Source organism: Streptomyces sp. NBC_01546 (assembly GCF_045208355.1).
Classification (GTDB): domain Bacteria; phylum Actinomycetota; class Actinomycetes; order Streptomycetales; family Streptomycetaceae; genus Streptomyces.
Genome location: NZ_CP109379.1, coordinates 6,486,271 through 6,501,751 on the forward strand (window position 1 = coordinate 6,486,271; position 15,481 = coordinate 6,501,751).

The 15,481-nt window shown below is 71.0% G+C and carries 15 protein-coding genes; 14 read left to right on the forward strand and 1 reads right to left on the reverse strand.

All coding sequences use genetic code 11. From position 1 onward, the window contains the following. Positions 1 to 82: 82 nt before the first annotated feature. The 8 genes from aroC (at position 83) to nusB (ending at position 6,423) form a co-directional block, all read left to right on the forward strand. Positions 83 to 1,267, forward strand: coding sequence for a chorismate synthase (aroC, locus tag OHA89_RS29765; RefSeq protein ID WP_215144308.1), 1,185 nt, complete (start codon positions 83 to 85; stop codon positions 1,265 to 1,267). Between the two features lie 41 nt (positions 1,268 to 1,308). Next, positions 1,309 to 1,791: a shikimate kinase gene (locus OHA89_RS29770; RefSeq protein WP_406368634.1), complete on the forward strand. Its 483-nt coding sequence runs from the start codon at positions 1,309 to 1,311 to the stop codon at positions 1,789 to 1,791. Next, complete coding sequence (gene aroB, locus OHA89_RS29775; RefSeq protein WP_215144306.1) at positions 1,788 to 2,879, forward strand: 3-dehydroquinate synthase; 1,092 nt, start codon at positions 1,788 to 1,790, stop codon at positions 2,877 to 2,879. The genes OHA89_RS29770 and aroB overlap by 4 nt, the downstream gene beginning before the upstream one ends. Further along, a complete protein-coding gene (gene aroQ / locus OHA89_RS29780; RefSeq protein ID WP_215144304.1) occupies positions 2,876 to 3,316 on the forward strand; it encodes a type II 3-dehydroquinate dehydratase in 441 nt (146 codons plus the stop codon). Before aroB ends, aroQ begins: the two co-directional genes overlap by 4 nt. A gap of 96 nt (positions 3,317 to 3,412) precedes the next feature. Further along, the gene (locus OHA89_RS29785; RefSeq protein ID WP_215144301.1) at positions 3,413 to 4,183 is read left to right on the forward strand and encodes an AAA family ATPase; all 771 of its coding nucleotides are present in this window, start codon (positions 3,413 to 3,415) and stop codon (positions 4,181 to 4,183) included. Positions 4,184 to 4,260: 77 nt separating this feature from the next. Beyond that, positions 4,261 to 5,367 (forward strand): aminopeptidase P family protein, encoded by a 1,107-nt coding sequence (locus OHA89_RS29790; protein WP_215144299.1) that lies wholly within the window; start codon positions 4,261 to 4,263, stop codon positions 5,365 to 5,367. 58 nt (positions 5,368 to 5,425) lie between these two features. Next, positions 5,426 to 5,992, forward strand: a complete 567-nt coding sequence (gene efp / locus OHA89_RS29795) for an elongation factor P (protein ID WP_215144297.1) — start codon at positions 5,426 to 5,428, stop codon at positions 5,990 to 5,992. A 2-nt stretch (positions 5,993 to 5,994) separates the two neighbouring features. Beyond that, entirely contained in the window at positions 5,995 to 6,423 is a 429-nt protein-coding gene (gene nusB / locus OHA89_RS29800; protein ID WP_215144295.1) for a transcription antitermination factor NusB, read from the forward strand. 167 nt (positions 6,424 to 6,590) lie between these two features. On the opposite strand, the gene bldD is transcribed toward nusB, so the two are convergent. Continuing rightward, entirely contained in the window at positions 6,591 to 7,091 is a 501-nt protein-coding gene (bldD, locus tag OHA89_RS29805) for a transcriptional regulator BldD (protein ID WP_007263032.1), read from the reverse strand. Positions 7,092 to 7,379: 288 nt separating this feature from the next. Here bldD and pyrR point away from each other — a divergent pair, with 288 nt between their 5' ends. The 6 genes from pyrR (at position 7,380) to carB (ending at position 15,404) form a co-directional block, all read left to right on the forward strand. Further along, positions 7,380 to 7,982: a bifunctional pyr operon transcriptional regulator/uracil phosphoribosyltransferase PyrR gene (pyrR, locus tag OHA89_RS29810; protein WP_215144293.1), complete on the forward strand. Its 603-nt coding sequence runs from the start codon at positions 7,380 to 7,382 to the stop codon at positions 7,980 to 7,982. A 98-nt stretch (positions 7,983 to 8,080) separates the two neighbouring features. Further along, complete coding sequence (locus OHA89_RS29815; RefSeq protein WP_215144291.1) at positions 8,081 to 9,073, forward strand: aspartate carbamoyltransferase catalytic subunit; 993 nt, start codon at positions 8,081 to 8,083, stop codon at positions 9,071 to 9,073. Between the two features lie 2 nt (positions 9,074 to 9,075). Next, on the forward strand, positions 9,076 to 10,362 hold the full coding sequence (locus OHA89_RS29820; RefSeq protein ID WP_215144289.1) for a dihydroorotase: 1,287 nt from the start codon (positions 9,076 to 9,078) through the stop codon (positions 10,360 to 10,362). Beyond that, positions 10,359 to 10,949, forward strand: coding sequence for a hypothetical protein (locus tag OHA89_RS29825; RefSeq protein WP_215144288.1), 591 nt, complete (start codon positions 10,359 to 10,361; stop codon positions 10,947 to 10,949). The genes OHA89_RS29820 and OHA89_RS29825 overlap by 4 nt, the downstream gene beginning before the upstream one ends. Then, a complete protein-coding gene (gene carA / locus OHA89_RS29830; protein WP_215144286.1) occupies positions 10,946 to 12,103 on the forward strand; it encodes a glutamine-hydrolyzing carbamoyl-phosphate synthase small subunit in 1,158 nt (385 codons plus the stop codon). Before OHA89_RS29825 ends, carA begins: the two co-directional genes overlap by 4 nt. After that, positions 12,096 to 15,404, forward strand: a complete 3,309-nt coding sequence (gene carB, locus OHA89_RS29835; protein WP_266610795.1) for a carbamoyl-phosphate synthase large subunit — start codon at positions 12,096 to 12,098, stop codon at positions 15,402 to 15,404. Before carA ends, carB begins: the two co-directional genes overlap by 8 nt. The last annotated feature ends 77 nt before the right edge of the window (positions 15,405 to 15,481 follow it).

The window sequence follows — 15,481 nt, forward strand, 5'->3', positions numbered from 1 at the left end:
CATGGGAGGATCGGGTGAGGCGGGTCCGGGCCGCGCACCAGGGCGCGCCGTGTTGTACCAGGCGCGAGCATGAGGAGCATCGTTGAGCAGGTTGCGTTGGCTGACCGCCGGGGAGTCTCACGGACCGGCACTGGTGGCGACGCTGGAGGGCCTTCCCGCCGGCGTCCCCGTCACCACCGAGCTGGTGGCCGACCACCTGGCCCGGCGCCGGCTCGGCTACGGCCGCGGCGCCCGGATGAAGTTCGAGCAGGACGAGATCACCTTCCTCGGCGGCGTCCGCCACGGTCTGTCCCAGGGTTCCCCGATCGCGGTCATGATCGGCAACACCGAGTGGCCCAAGTGGGAGACCGTCATGTCGGCCGACCCGGTCGACCCCTCGCTGCTGAAGGAAACCGGCCGCAACGCGCCGCTGACCCGGCCCCGCCCCGGTCACGCCGACCTCGCCGGCATGCAGAAGTACGGCTTCGACGAAGCCCGCCCGATCCTGGAGCGCGCCAGCGCCCGCGAGACCGCGGCCCGGGTGGCCCTCGGCGCCGTCGCCAGGTCCTTCATCAAGGAAGTCGCGGGCATCGAGATCGTCTCGCACGTGGTGGAGCTGGCCGCGGCCAAGGCCCCGTACGGCGTCTACCCGACCCCCGCCGACGTCGACAAGCTCGACGCCGACCCGGTGCGCTGCCTCGACGCCGACGCGAGCAAGGCGATGGTCGCGGAGATCGACCAGGCCCACAAGGACGGCGACACCCTCGGCGGCGTCGTCGAGGTGCTCGCGTACGGAGTCCCGGTCGGCCTCGGCTCGCACGTCCACTGGGACCGCCGTCTCGACGCCCGCCTCGCCGCCGCCCTGATGGGCATCCAGGCCATCAAGGGCGTCGAGGTCGGCGACGGCTTCGAGCTGGCCCGCGTGCCCGGCTCGCAGGCGCACGACGAGATCGTCTCCACCCCCGAGGGCCTCAAGCGCACCTCCGGCCGCTCCGGCGGTACCGAGGGCGGTCTGACCACCGGCGAACTGCTGCGCGTACGGGCCGCCATGAAGCCCATCGCGACCGTGCCGCGCGCGCTCGCGACCGTGGACGTGGCGACCGGTGAGGCGACGGTGGCCCACCACCAGCGCTCCGACGTGTGCGCCGTGCCGGCCGCCGGAATCGTGGCCGAGGCCATGGTCGCCCTCGTGCTGGCCGACGCCGTGGTCGAGAAGTTCGGCGGCGACTCGGTCCCCGAGACCCGCCGCAACGTCCGGTCGTACCTCGACAACCTGCAGATCCGGTGACGGGCGGACCGAACGGACCGGTCGTCGTACTCGTCGGCCCGATGGGCTCCGGCAAGTCGACGGTCGGCGGTCTGCTCTCCGAGCGGCTCGGGATCCCCTACCGGGACACCGACGCGGACATCGTCGCCGCCGAGGGCCGGGAGATCTCCGACATCTTCATCGACGAGGGCGAACCGCACTTCCGTGAGCTGGAGCGCCAGGCGGTCGCCGCCGCCCTCGCCGAGCACACCGGAGTCCTCGCCCTCGGCGGCGGCGCGGTCCTCGACGAGAGCACGCGCGCGCTGCTCATCGGCCTGCCCGTGGCCTACCTCTCGATGGACGTCGAGGAAGCCGTCCGGCGCGTGGGCCTCGGCGCCGCGCGCCCGCTGCTGGCCGTCAACCCGCGCCGCCAGTGGCGCGAGCAGATGGACGCCCGGCGCCCCCTGTACACCGAAGTCGCGCGCGTCGTGGTGGCCACCGACGACCGCACCCCCGAAGAGGTCGCCCAGGCGGTCCTCGACGCTCTGGAGTTGAAGGACGTATGACGGACCAGGTGACGCGGATCCAGGTCGGCGCGAGCGCCGGCTACGACGCGTACGAGGTGCTGGTCGGGCACCAGCTGCTCGGCGAGCTGGGCGGCCTGATCGGCAGCAAGGCCCAGCGGGTCGCCGTGATCCACCCCGAGGCCCTGGCCTCGACAGGTGAAGCACTGCGCGACGACCTCGCCGGGCAGGGCTACGAGGCGGTCGCCATCCAGGTGCCGAACGCCGAGGAGGCCAAGACGGCCGAGGTGGCCGCGTACTGCTGGAAGGCGCTCGGCCAGTCCGGCTTCACCCGCACCGACGTCATCATCGGCGTCGGCGGGGGAGCCACCACCGATCTCGCGGGCTTCGTCGCGGCCACCTGGCTGCGCGGGGTGCGCTGGATCGCCGTGCCGACCACCGTCCTCGCGATGGTCGACGCGGCCGTCGGCGGCAAGACCGGCATCAACACCGCCGAGGGCAAGAACCTCGTCGGCGCGTTCCACCCGCCGGCCGGCGTGCTCTGCGACCTGGCGGCGCTGGACTCGCTGCCGGTCAACGACTACGTCAGCGGCCTCGCCGAGGTCATCAAGGCCGGATTCATCTCCGACCCGGTGATCCTCGACCTGATCGAGGCGGACCCGCAGGCGGCCCGCACGCCCGCCGGCCCGCACACCGCCGAACTGATCGTGCGCTCCATCCAGGTCAAGGCCGACGTGGTCTCCGGCGACCTCAAGGAGTCGGGCCAGCGCGAGATGCTCAACTACGGCCACACCCTCGCGCACGCCATCGAGAAGAACGAGCGCTACAAGTGGCGGCACGGCGCGGCCGTGTCCGTCGGCATGGTCTTCGCGGCCGAGCTCGGCCGGCTCGCGGGCCGCCTCGACGACGCCACGGCCGACCGGCACAAGGAGGTCCTCGCCTCGGTGGGCCTGCCGCTGTCCTACCGCGGCGACCAGTGGCCCAAGCTGCTCCAGACCATGCAGGTCGACAAGAAGTCGCGCGGCAACCTGCTGCGCTTCATCGTCCTCGACTCCCTGGCCAAGCCGACCGTGCTGGAGGGCCCCGACCCGGCCCACCTGATCGCCGCCTACGGCGAGGTCTCCGCGTGAGCCGCCGGGTGCTCGTGCTGAACGGCCCGAACCTGGGCCGGCTCGGCTCGCGCGAGCCCGACGTGTACGGGGCCACCTCGTACGCGGGCCTGGTGGAGAGCTGCCGCACGCTGGGCGCGGAACTCGGCTTCGACGTCGAGGTCCGCGAGACCAACGACGAGGGGCAGCTGGTGCGCTGGCTGCACGAGGCCGCCGACGGGAAGATCCCCGTGGTGATCAACCCGGGTGCCTTCACGCACTACTCGTACGCCATGCGGGACGCGGCGGCGCAGCGCACCGCGCCGCTGATCGAGGTGCACATCTCGAACCCGTACGCGCGCGAGGAGTTCCGGCACACCTCGGTCATCGCCTCCGTGGCGACCGGGACCGTCGCGGGCTTCGGCATCGGGTCGTACCGGCTGGCGCTGCGCGCGCTGGCGGACGAGGTCTCCGGCTGACGTTCAGGTGACGTGACGGTGCTGGTGGACGGTGGGGTCTCCCGGGTCATATAACGTTCTCGCATCAGTCGCCGGAACGAGACGGAGTTGCACCGGATGCAGCAAGGAGTGGGGAGCGGGGGCGCGGGCTGGGGGCAGTCGGGACAGCACCCGGCAGCGCCGCCGCAGCCGCCGATACCCCCTGCGCAGGGCTGGCCGGGGACCCCGCCGCCACCGCACCCCGCGCACCCGTCCCCCATACCGCCCGTACCGCCCGTGCCGGAGGCCACCGGGCACATCCCGCTCCCGCCCGCGGTGGCGGGCACCGGGGCGGCCACCCTCGCGGTGCTGCTGATCGGCCCGGCCGGAGCGGGGAAGACCACCGTGGCCCGGCACTGGGCGAGCACCCGGCCGGTGCCCACCGCCCACGTCAGCCTGGACGACGTCCGGGAATGGGTGTGCTCGGGCTTCGCGGACCCGCAGGCGGGCTGGAACGAGCACTCCGAGGCCCAGTACCGCCTCGCCCGCCGCACCTGCGGGTTCGCCGCCCGCAACTATCTGGCGAACGGGATCTCCTGCATCCTCGACGACGCCGTGTTCCCGGACCGGCCCGTGGTCGGCCTGGGCGGCTGGAAGCGCCACGTGGGCCCCGCCCTGCTGCCCGTGGTGCTGCTGCCCGGTCTGGAGATCGTCCTGGAGCGCAACGCGGCCCGCTCCGGCAACCGCCGGCTCTCCGACGAGGAGGTCGCGCGGATCCACGGCCGGATGGCCGGCTGGTACGGCTCCGGCCTGCCGATCATCGACAACTCCCAGCTCGACGTCGAGGGCACCGCCCGCGCCCTGGACGAGGCCCTGGCACGGGCCATCACGGCGCCCCCGGCCTGGTAGCCGCAGGGGCCCCGCTCCGGCCCCGTCCGGACGCGCTCACCAAGCCGGATGCGCGTGGCGCTCGTACGCTCGAAGACATGTCAGACGTGTACGCCGCCCGCCGGGGCACGCTTCGTGACCGCTGCGCCGCCGCGGGCAACGCCGCCGCGCTGATCACGAGTCCGGCGAACGTCCGCTATCTCTCGGGGGCGTCGCCCCTGGGCGCCGTACTGCTCGTCGGACCCACCGAGGACGTGTTGTTCTGCGGCAATCCGCCCACCGGTGAGGCCGACGAGGGCCGCCTCGACGAACACCTCAAGGTGTCCGTGCTGGCGAGCCCCGGCGGAGACCCGGCCGTCGCGGCCGGTGACCTGGCGGCCGCCGTACGCGCCGACTCGCTGGCCGTGGAGGAGCACCACATCACGGTGGCCCGGCACCGCGCGCTGCGCTCCGTGGCGCCCAAGCTCCGCCTCTGCGACCTCGGCAGCGCTGTGGAGCAGCAGCGCCTCGTCAAGGACGAGGAGGAGATCGCCTGCCTGCGGATCGCTGCGGAGATCGCCGACCAGGCCCTCGGCGAACTGCTGGAGTCCATCCTCGTCGGGCGCACCGAACGCCACCTCGCCCTGGAACTGGAGCGGCGGCTCGTCGACCACGGGGCGGACGGGCCCGCCTTCCCGACCTCCGTCGGGACCGGCCCGCATTCCGGCCGCTCCCGGCACCGGCCCTCCGACCGGCGGGTGGAGGAGGGCGACTTCCTCACCGTCTGCCTCGGCGCGGGCTACCGCGGCTACCGCTGCGAGATCGGCCGCACCTTCGTGATCGGCACCACCCCCGCGGACTGGCAGATCCAGCTCTACGACCTGGTCTTCGCCGCGCAGCGGGCCGGGCGGGAGGCCCTCGTACCGGGCGCCGCGTACCGGGACGTGGACCACGCGGCGCGCTCCGTACTGGACTCCGCGGGACACGGTGAGGCCCTCGCGCCGTCGACCGGACACGGCGTGGGTCTCGAAATCGACGAGGACCCGCAGCTTGCACCTACGGCAATGGGTAAACTGGACGCTTGCGTGCCGGTCACCGTCGAACCGGGGGTTCACCTCCCGGGCCGGGGAGGTGTCCGGATCGATGACACGCTCGTCGTGCGCCCCGAGGCGGACGGCGGTCCCGAGCTACTCACCATTACGACCAAGGAGCTGCTCGCGCTCTAGCCCGTTGCCCGGGCTGTGCGCGCACCCGTGGTCTTCCAGTGCAGGAGATTCCGCAACCGTGGCTTCCACGAACGACCTCAAGAACGGCATGGTGCTCAAGCTCGACGGTGACCAGCTCTGGTCCGTCGTCGAGTTCCAGCACGTCAAGCCCGGCAAGGGCCCGGCCTTCGTGCGCACCAAGCTCAAGCACGTGCTCTCCGGCAAGGTCGTCGACAAGACCTTCAACGCCGGCACGAAGGTCGAGACGGCCACGATCGACCGCCGTGACATGCAGTTCTCGTACATGGACGGCGAGTACTTCGTCTTCATGGACATGAGCACCTACGACCAGCTGATGGTCGACAAGAAGGCCGTCGGCGACTCCGCCAACTTCCTGATCGAGGGCTTCACCGCCTCCGTCGCCCAGCACGAGGGCGAGGTGCTCTACGTCGAGCTGCCGGCCGCCGTCGAGCTGACGATCGAGCAGACCGACCCGGGCGTCCAGGGCGACCGCTCCACCGGCGGCACCAAGCCCGCCACGCTGGAGACCGGCCACGAGATCCAGGTCCCGCTCTTCGTCACCACCGGCGAGAAGGTCAAGGTCGACACCCGCACCAGCGCCTACCTCGGCCGGGTGAGCAGCTAACCGTGGCTGCCCGGAGCAACGCGCGCAAGCGCGCTTTCCAGATCCTGTTCGAGGCCGACCAGCGCGGGGTGCCCGTGCGCGAGGTCCTCGCGGACTGGATCCGCCATGCTCGGTCGGACGACCGGCAGCCGCCGGTCAGCGCCTTCACGATGGACCTCGTCGAGGGGTACGCCGACAAGGTGAACCGCATCGACGACCTGATCGTCACCTACGCCGTGGACTGGGAGCTCGACCGCATGCCGGTCGTGGACCGGAACATCCTGCGGCTCGGTGCGTACGAGCTGATCTGGGTGGACGAGACCCCGGACGCCGTGGCGATCGACGAGGCCGTCCAGCTGGCCAAGGAGTTCTCGACGGACGAGTCCCCCTCGTTCGTGAACGGGCTGCTGGCCCGCTTCAAGGAGCTGAAGCCGAACCTGCGCCGCGCCTGACCAGCGGCGGTTGAGTAAAGCGGAGGGCCCGCAGCGCATGCGCTGCGGGCCCTCCGCTTTACTGCCGCTTGCCCCGGCCCGGTCGGGCCGTGCCCAAACGGAACCGGCGGGTGACAGGGAGCCTTCGCAGGCTTCCCGGCACCCGCCGGTAAACGTTTCTGCTGGGACTAGATGTCCTCGTGCGCCACGGCGCGACGGGCATCCGCGTCCAGCACGCCCCAGCTGATCAGCTGCTCGGTCAGCACCGAGGGGGACTGGTCGTAGATGACGGCCAGGGTGCGCAGGTCGTCCTGGCGGATCGACAGCACCTTGCCGTTGTAGTCGCCGCGCTGGCTCTGGATCGTCGCCGCGTAGCGCTGGAGCGGGCCGGCCTTCTCGGCGGGCACGCCCGCCAGGCGCTCCAGGTCGAGGCGCAGCTTCGGCGGCGGCTCGGCCGCTCCGCCCGGAGTCGTGCCCGGCAGCAGTTCCTGCACCGGCACCCCGTAGAAGTCCGCCAGCTCGGCAAGACGCTGCACGGTTACGGCACGGTCCCCGCGCTCGTAAGAACCGACGACCACGGCCTTCCACCGGCCCTGGGACTTCTCCTCGACACCGTGGAGGGAAAGGCCCTGCTGGGTGCGGATGGCGCGGAGCTTGGCCCCGAGCTGTTTGGCGTATTCGCTGGACATAACGCTCCCGGACGCTGTGACGCTGTGACTACATGAACACTGCGACTACGTAACCTCATGCGGCTCCGCCGCGCGGCTGGTAACTCACTGTGAGGTTACGCAGCGTTACTTGGGTGCGTCAAGCCGAATGGTCTCCATCGCCCCCTTAAGAGCGGCCCCAGAGGCCTCGTGAGGGCCTCTGGGTCACAGCCCCGGTGCGGTTCACCGGCCACCCCCTGGTACCGTGGGACACGTACATCAGACGTCCTTTAAGGTCCGTCCCGTGAGGCGGAGAAGGAGGTCCTTTTCATGGACGCTCAGAACACGGCTCGCCTTGCCGAGCCCACCGATGACTCCGACGCCATGCGCCCCGTGCTGGAGGCGCAGGACATCGCCCGGGTCCTGACCCGCATCGCCCACGAGATCGTCGAACGCGCCAAGGGCGCCGACGACGTGGTGCTCCTCGGCATCCCCACCCGCGGTGTGTACCTCGCCCGCCGGCTGGCCGCCAAGCTCGAAGAGATCACCGGCACGAAGATCCCGGTCGGCTCCCTCGACATCACGATGTACCGCGACGACCTGCGCATGAAGCCCGCCCGCGCGATCGGCCGCACCGAGATCCCCGGCGACGACCTCGACGGCCGCCTCGTCGTCCTCGTCGACGACGTGCTCTTCTCCGGCCGCACCATCCGTGCCGCCCTCGACGCCCTCGGCGACCTCGGCCGCCCCCGTGCCGTGCAGCTCGCCGTCCTCGTCGACCGCGGCCACCGCGAGCTGCCGATCCGCGCCGACTACGTCGGCAAGAACCTCCCCACGTCGCTGCGGGAGACCGTCAAGGTCCAGCTCCAGGAGGAGGACGGCCGTGACGCCGTGCTGCTCGGCCAGCGGACCGCCCAGGCAGCCGGGCAGTAGTCCGTACGAGTGAACCGGGCCTCCGCGGGGGTCCGCGCCGAAGTCTGCCCTGCCTGACCTCCAGCCTGCCTGCCCTCCTGACCTACGGAGCCATCCAGATGAAGCGCCACCTCATCTCGGCCGCCGATCTCACGCGCGACGACGCCGTCCTGATCCTCGACACCGCCGAGGAGATGGCCCGCGTCGCGGACCGGCCGATCAAGAAGCTGCCCACCCTGCGCGGCCTCACCGTCGTCAACCTCTTCTTCGAGGACTCGACCCGGACCCGGATCTCCTTCGAGGCGGCCGCCAAGCGGCTCTCCGCCGACGTCATCAACTTCTCCGCCAAGGGCTCCTCGGTTTCCAAGGGCGAATCCCTGAAGGACACCGCCCTGACCCTCGAGGCCATGGGCGCCGACGCCGTCGTCATCCGCCACCACGCCTCCGGCGCCCCCTACCGGCTCGCGACCTCCGGCTGGATCGACTCCGCCGTGGTCAACGCCGGCGACGGCACCCACGAGCACCCCACCCAGGCCCTGCTGGACGCCTTCACCATGCGCCGCCGCCTGGTCGGCCGCGACGCCGGCCTCGGCAAGGACCTGAACGGCCGCCGCATCACCATCGTCGGCGACGTCCTGCACAGCCGGGTCGCCCGCTCCAACGTCCAGCTGCTCCACACCCTCGGCGCCCAGGTCACCGTGGTGGCCCCGCCGACGCTGGTCCCGATCGGCGTCGAGAGCTGGCCGTGCGAGGTCTCGTACAACCTGGACGAGGTGCTGCCGAAGTCCGATGCGGTGATGATGCTGCGTGTGCAGCGCGAACGCATGAACGCCGCCTTCTTCCCGACCGAGCGCGAGTACTCCCGCCGGTACGGGCTCGACGGCGACCGCATGGCGAAGATGCCCGAGCACGCCATCGTGATGCACCCCGGCCCGATGAACCGCGGCATGGAGATCACCGCCGGGGTCGCCGACTCAGACCGCTGCACGGCCGTCGAGCAGGTCGCCAACGGCGTCTCCACCCGGATGGCCGTCCTGTACCTCCTGCTGGGCGGATCCGAGCCCGCCGTCACCACCACGCCCGCCGCCGCCCGTACCGAGGAGAGCAAGTAACCATGAGCAAGATCCTGATCCGTGGCGCGAAGGTACTCGGTGGCGAGGCGAAGGACGTCCTGATCGACGGCGAGACCATCGCCGAGGTCGGTACGAACCTGTCGGCCGAGGGCGCCACCGTCATCGAGGCCGAGGGCCAGGTCCTCCTCCCCGGCCTCGTCGACCTGCACACCCACCTGCGCGAGCCCGGCCGCGAGGACTCCGAGACCGTCCTGACCGGTACCCGCGCCGCCGCCTCCGGCGGCTTCACCGCCGTCTTCGCCATGGCGAACACCTTCCCGGTCGCCGACACCGCCGGCGTCGTCGAGCAGGTCTGGCGCCTGGGCAAGGAGTCCGGCTACTGCGACGTGCAGCCCATCGGCGCCGTCACCGTCGGCCTGGAGGGCAAGCAGCTCTCCGAGCTGGGCGCCATGCACGACTCCGCCGCCCGCGTCACCGTCTTCTCCGACGACGGCAAGTGCGTCGACGACGCCGTGATCATGCGCCGCGCCCTGGAGTACGTGAAGGCCTTCGGCGGCGTCGTCGCCCAGCACGCCCAGGAGCCCCGCCTGACCGAGGGCGCCCAGATGAACGAGGGCGTCGTCTCCGCCGAGCTGGGCCTCGGCGGCTGGCCGGCCGTCGCCGAGGAGTCGATCATCGCCCGCGACGTCCTCCTCGCCGAGCACGTCGGCTCCCGCGTGCACATCTGCCACCTCTCCACCGCCGGCTCCGTCGAGATCGTCCGCTGGGCGAAGTCCCGCGGCATCGACGTCACCGCCGAGGTCACCCCGCACCACCTGCTCCTCACCGACGAGCTCGTCCGCTCGTACAACGCGGTCTACAAGGTCAACCCGCCGCTGCGTACCGAGAAGGACGTGCTGGCCCTGCGCGAGGCGCTCGCCGACGGCACGATCGACATCGTCGCCACCGACCACGCCCCGCACCCGCACGAGGACAAGGACTGCGAGTGGGCCGCCGCCGCCATGGGCATGGTCGGCCTGGAGACCGCGCTCTCCGTCGTCCAGCAGACGATGGTGGAGACCGGACTGCTCGACTGGGCGGGTGTCGCGGAGCGGATGTCCTTCGCCCCGGCCCGCATCGGCGGCCTGGAGAACCACGGCCGTCCCGTCTCGGCAGGTGAACCCGCGAACCTGACCTTGGTCGATACCTCGTACCGTGGTGTCGTGGACCCCGCACACTTCGCCTCCCGCAGCCGCAACACGCCTTACGAGGGCCGTGAGCTGCCGGGTCGCGTCACCCACACCTTCCTGCGGGGCCGGGCAACGGTCGTGGACGGGACGCTGGCGTGACACCTGCAGTAATCCAACTGGCCGCCGAGGCCGCCGAACGTCAGTCGGCGGAGGTGACCTCTTTCGGCGCCCGCATCGCGTGGGTGATCGGGCTGGTCGTCTTCATCGCGTTCGTGTACTGGCTGATGCGGCAGGGCTGGAAATGGCGCGGCGCCCTGCAGAACGACCTGCCGGAGCTGCCCGCCGCCCCCGACGGTCTCCCCGAGCACCGGCTGGCCCTGACCGGCCGGTACCACGGGTCCACCACCGCCGGGCAGTGGCTCGACCGGATAGTCGCCCACGGGCTGGGTCTGCGCAGCCGGGTCGAGCTCACGCTCACCGACGCGGGCCTCGACGTGGTCCGTCCGGGGGCCAACGACTTCTTCGTACCGGCCGCGCAGCTGCGCGGCGCCCGCCTCGACAAGGGAATCGCGGGCAAGGTACTCACCGAGGGCGGTCTGCTCGTCGTCACCTGGGCGCACGGTGACAAGCTGATCGACTCCGGATTCCGCTCCGACCGCGCGGCCGAGCACGCCGCCTGGGTCGAGGCGATCAACCTCATGAACTCATCCGACTCATCCATCACGACGGAAGGCGCCGAACGATGACGACCTCCACCAGGGGAGCAGCCAAAGCTCCCGCCGTACTTGTCCTGGAGGACGGTCGGATCTTCCGCGGCCGCGCCTACGGCGCCCACGGGGAGACCTTCGGCGAGGCCGTGTTCTCCACCGGCATGACCGGCTACCAGGAGACCCTCACCGACCCGTCGTACCACCGCCAGGTCGTCGTGATGACCGCCCCGCACGTGGGCAACACCGGCGTCAACGACGAGGACCCCGAGTCCTCCCGCATCTGGGTGTCCGGGTACGTCGTACGCGACCCCGCCCGCGTCCCCTCCAACTGGCGCTCCCGGCGCTCGCTGGACGAGGAGCTGGTCAAGCAGGGCGTCGTCGGGATCTCCGGCATCGACACCCGCGCCCTGACCCGCCACCTGCGCGAGCGCGGCGCCATGCGCGTCGGCATCTTCTCCGGCAACGCGATCGCCGACGACGGCATGCTGCTCGCCAAGGTCCGCCAGGCCCCCGAGATGAGCGGCGCCGACCTCTCCGCCGAGGTCGCCACCAAGGAGACGTACGTCGTCCCCGCCATCGGCGAGAAGAAGTTCACCGTGGCCGCCGTCGACCTCGGCATCAAGGGCATGACCCCGCACCGGATGGCCGAGCGCGGCATCGAGGTGCACGTGCTGCCCGCCACCGCCACCCTCGAGGACGTGTACGCGGTCAACCCGGACGGCGTGTTCTTCTCCAACGGCCCGGGCGACCCGGCCACCGCCGACCACGCGGTCTCCGTCATGCAGGGCGTCCTGGAGCGCAAGACCCCGCTCTTCGGCATCTGCTTCGGAAACCAGATCCTGGGCCGCGCGCTCGGCTTCGGCACCTACAAGCTGAAGTACGGCCACCGCGGCATCAACCAGCCCGTCCAGGACCGCACCACCGGCAAGGTCGAGATCACCGCGCACAACCACGGCTTCGCCGTCGACGCGCCCCTCGACAAGGTCTCCGAGACCCCCTACGGCCGCGCCGAGGTCTCGCACGTCTGCCTCAACGACAACGTGGTGGAAGGCCTCCAGCTGCTCGACCAGCCGGCCTTCAGCGTCCAGTACCACCCCGAGGCGGCCGCCGGCCCGCACGATGCCGCGTACCTCTTCGACCGCTTCACGTCTCTGATGAACACCGCCCCGATGGAGGCCGAGCGTGCCTAAGCGCACCGATATCCAGTCCGTCCTGGTCATCGGCTCCGGTCCGATCGTCATCGGCCAGGCCGCCGAGTTCGACTACTCCGGCACCCAGGCCTGCCGCATCCTCAAGGCCGAGGGCCTGCGGGTCATCCTGGTGAACTCCAACCCCGCGACGATCATGACCGACCCGGAGATCGCCGACGCCACGTACGTCGAGCCGATCACCCCCGAGTTCGTCGAGAAGATCATCGCGAAGGAGCGCCCCGACGCGCTGCTCCCCACCCTCGGCGGCCAGACCGCGCTGAACACCGCCATCTCCATGCACGAGCAGGGTGTGCTGGAGAAGTACGGCGTCGAGCTCATCGGCGCCAACGTCGAGGCGATCAACAAGGGCGAGGACCGCGACCTCTTCAAGGGCGTCGTCGAGGCCGTCAAGGCCAAGATCGGGTACGGCGAGTCCGCCCGCTCGGTCATCTGCCACACGATGGACGAGGTCATCGCGGGCGTCGACACCCTCGGCGGCTACCCCGTCGTCGTGCGCCCCTCCTTCACCATGGGCGGCGCCGGCTCCGGCTTCGCCCACGACGAGGAAGAGCTGCGCCGCATCGCCGGCCAGGGCCTCACGCTCTCCCCGACCACCGAGGTGCTCCTGGAGGAGTCCATCCTCGGCTGGAAGGAGTACGAGCTGGAGCTGATGCGCGACACCAAGGACAACGTGGTCGTCGTCTGCTCCATCGAGAACTTCGACCCGATGGGCGTCCACACCGGTGACTCCATCACCGTCGCCCCGGCGATGACGCTCACCGACCGCGAGTACCAGCGGCTGCGCGACATCGGCATCGCGATCATCCGCGAGGTCGGCGTCGACACCGGCGGCTGCAACATCCAGTTCGCGATCGACCCGGTCGACGGCCGCGTCATCGTGATCGAGATGAACCCGCGCGTCTCCCGCTCCTCGGCGCTCGCCTCGAAGGCGACCGGCTTCCCGATCGCCAAGATCGCCGCCAAGCTGGCCATCGGCTACACGCTCGACGAGGTCCCCAACGACATCACCGAGAAGACGCCGGCCTCCTTCGAGCCGTCCCTCGACTACGTCGTGGTCAAGGCCCCGCGCTTCGCCTTCGAGAAGTTCCCGCTCGCCGACGCCACCCTCACCACCACCATGAAGTCGGTGGGCGAGGCCATGGCCATCGGCCGCAACTTCACCGAGGCCCTCCAGAAGGCCCTGCGCTCCCTGGAGAAGAAGGGCTCGCAGTTCACCTTCGTCGGCGAGCCCGGCGACAAGGCCGAGCTGCTGGCCACCGCGGTCCGCCCGACCGACGGCCGCATCAACACCGTCATGCAGGCCATCCGCGCCGGCGCCACCCAGGAAGAGGTCTTCGAGTCCACGAAGATCGACCCCTGGTTCGTCGACCAGCTCTTCCTCATCAAGGAGATCGCGGACGACCTGGCCGCCGCCGACAAGCTCCACCCCGAGCTGCTCGCGGAGGCCAAGCGCCACGGCTTCTCCGACGCCCAGATCGCCGAGATCCGCGGCCTGCGCGAGGACGTCGTCCGCGAGGTCCGCCACGCGCTCGGCGTCCGCCCGGTCTACAAGACGGTCGACACCTGCGCCGCCGAGTTCGCCGCGAAGACCCCGTACTTCTACTCCTCGTACGACGAGGAGAGCGAGGTCGCCCCGCGCGAGAAGCCCGCGGTCATCATCCTGGGCTCCGGCCCGAACCGCATCGGCCAGGGCATCGAGTTCGACTACTCCTGCGTCCACGCCTCCTTCGCGCTCAGCGACGCGGGCTACGAGACCGTGATGGTCAACTGCAACCCGGAGACCGTCTCCACCGACTACGACACCTCCGACCGCCTGTACTTCGAGCCGCTGACGCTCGAGGACGTGCTGGAGATCGTCCACGCCGAGTCGCTGGCCGGCCCCATCGCCGGTGTCATCGTCCAGCTCGGCGGCCAGACCCCGCTGGGTCTCGCCCAGGCGCTCAAGGACAACGGCGTACCGGTCGTCGGCACCTCGCCCGAGGCCATCCACGCCGCCGAGGACCGCGGCGCCTTCGGCCAGGTCCTCGCCGACGCCGGCCTGCCCGCCCCCAAGCACGGCACCGCCACCACCTTCACGGGTGCGAAGGCCATCGCCGACGAGATCGGCTACCCGGTCCTCGTCCGCCCGTCGTACGTGCTCGGCGGCCGCGGCATGGAGATCGTCTACGACGAGGCGCGCCTCGAGTCGTACATCGCCGAATCCACCGAGATCTCCCCGACCCGCCCCGTGCTGGTCGACCGCTTCCTCGACGACGCCATCGAGATCGACGTCGACGCCCTCTACGACGGCACCGAGCTCTACCTCGGCGGCGTCATGGAGCACATCGAGGAAGCCGGCATCCACTCCGGCGACTCGGCCTGCGCCCTGCCCCCGATCACCCTCGGCGGCTACGACATCAAGCGCCTGCGCGCCTCCACCGAGGCGATCGCGAAGGGCGTCGGGGTCCGCGGCCTGATCAACATCCAGTTCGCGATGGCCGGCGACATCCTCTACGTCCTGGAGGCCAACCCGCGCGCCTCCCGGACCGTCCCCTTCACCTCGAAGGCGACCGCCGTCCCGCTCGCGAAGGCCGCCGCCCGCATCTCGCTCGGCACCACCATCGCCGAGCTGCGCGCCGAGGGCCTGCTGCCGAAGACCGGCGACGGCGGCACCCTGCCGCTGGACGCGCCGATCTCCGTCAAGGAGGCCGTCATGCCGTGGTCGCGCTTCCGCGACATCCACGGCCGCGGCGTGGACACCGTCCTCGGCCCGGAGATGCGCTCCACCGGCGAGGTCATGGGCATCGACTCCGTCTTCGGCACGGCGTACGCCAAGTCGCAGGCCGGCGCCTACGGCCCGCTGCCCACCAAGGGCCGCGCGTTCATCTCCGTCGCCAACCGCGACAAGCGCTCGATGATCTTCCCGGCGCGCGAGCTCGTCGCCCACGGCTTCGAGCTGCTCGCCACCTCCGGCACCGCCGAGGTGCTGCGCCGCAACGGCATCAACGCCACCGTGGTGCGCAAGCTCAGCGAGGGCGAGGGCCCGAACGGCGAGAAGACCATCGTCCAGCTGATCCACGACGGCCAGGTCGACCTGATCGTCAACACCCCGTACGGCACGGGCGGCCGCCTCGACGGCTACGAGATCCGCACGGCGGCCGTGGCGCGCAGCGTCCCGTGCCTGACCACGGTCCAGGCGCTCGCCGCGGCCGTCCAGGGCATCGACGCGCTCAACCACGGCGACGTGGGCGTCCGCTCCCTCCAGGAGCACGCGGAGCACCTGACCGCGGCCCGCGACTAGCAGCCCGTACGAAAGGGGGGCACCGGCACAGCGACCGGTGTCCCCCCTTTCATGAGCGCATAAGGGATATTTCGGAC

Excerpts from the sequence above, each read along its gene's own strand:
- OHA89_RS29770 (WP_406368634.1), top strand. The coding sequence starts at position 1,309 with ATGGGCTCCGGCAAGTCGACGGTCGGCGGTCTGCTCTCCGAGCGGCTC.
- aroB (WP_215144306.1), top strand. The coding sequence starts at position 1,788 with ATGACGGACCAGGTGACGCGGATCCAGGTCGGCGCGAGCGCCGGCTAC.
- OHA89_RS29785 (WP_215144301.1), top strand. The coding sequence starts at position 3,413 with ATGCAGCAAGGAGTGGGGAGCGGGGGCGCGGGCTGGGGGCAGTCGGGA.
- OHA89_RS29790 (WP_215144299.1), top strand. The coding sequence starts at position 4,261 with ATGTCAGACGTGTACGCCGCCCGCCGGGGCACGCTTCGTGACCGCTGC.
- bldD (WP_007263032.1), bottom strand. The coding sequence starts at position 7,091 with ATGTCCAGCGAATACGCCAAACAGCTCGGGGCCAAGCTCCGCGCCATC.
- pyrR (WP_215144293.1), top strand. The coding sequence starts at position 7,380 with ATGGACGCTCAGAACACGGCTCGCCTTGCCGAGCCCACCGATGACTCC.
- OHA89_RS29815 (WP_215144291.1), top strand. The coding sequence starts at position 8,081 with ATGAAGCGCCACCTCATCTCGGCCGCCGATCTCACGCGCGACGACGCC.
- OHA89_RS29820 (WP_215144289.1), top strand. The coding sequence starts at position 9,076 with ATGAGCAAGATCCTGATCCGTGGCGCGAAGGTACTCGGTGGCGAGGCG.
- carA (WP_215144286.1), top strand. The coding sequence starts at position 10,946 with ATGACGACCTCCACCAGGGGAGCAGCCAAAGCTCCCGCCGTACTTGTC.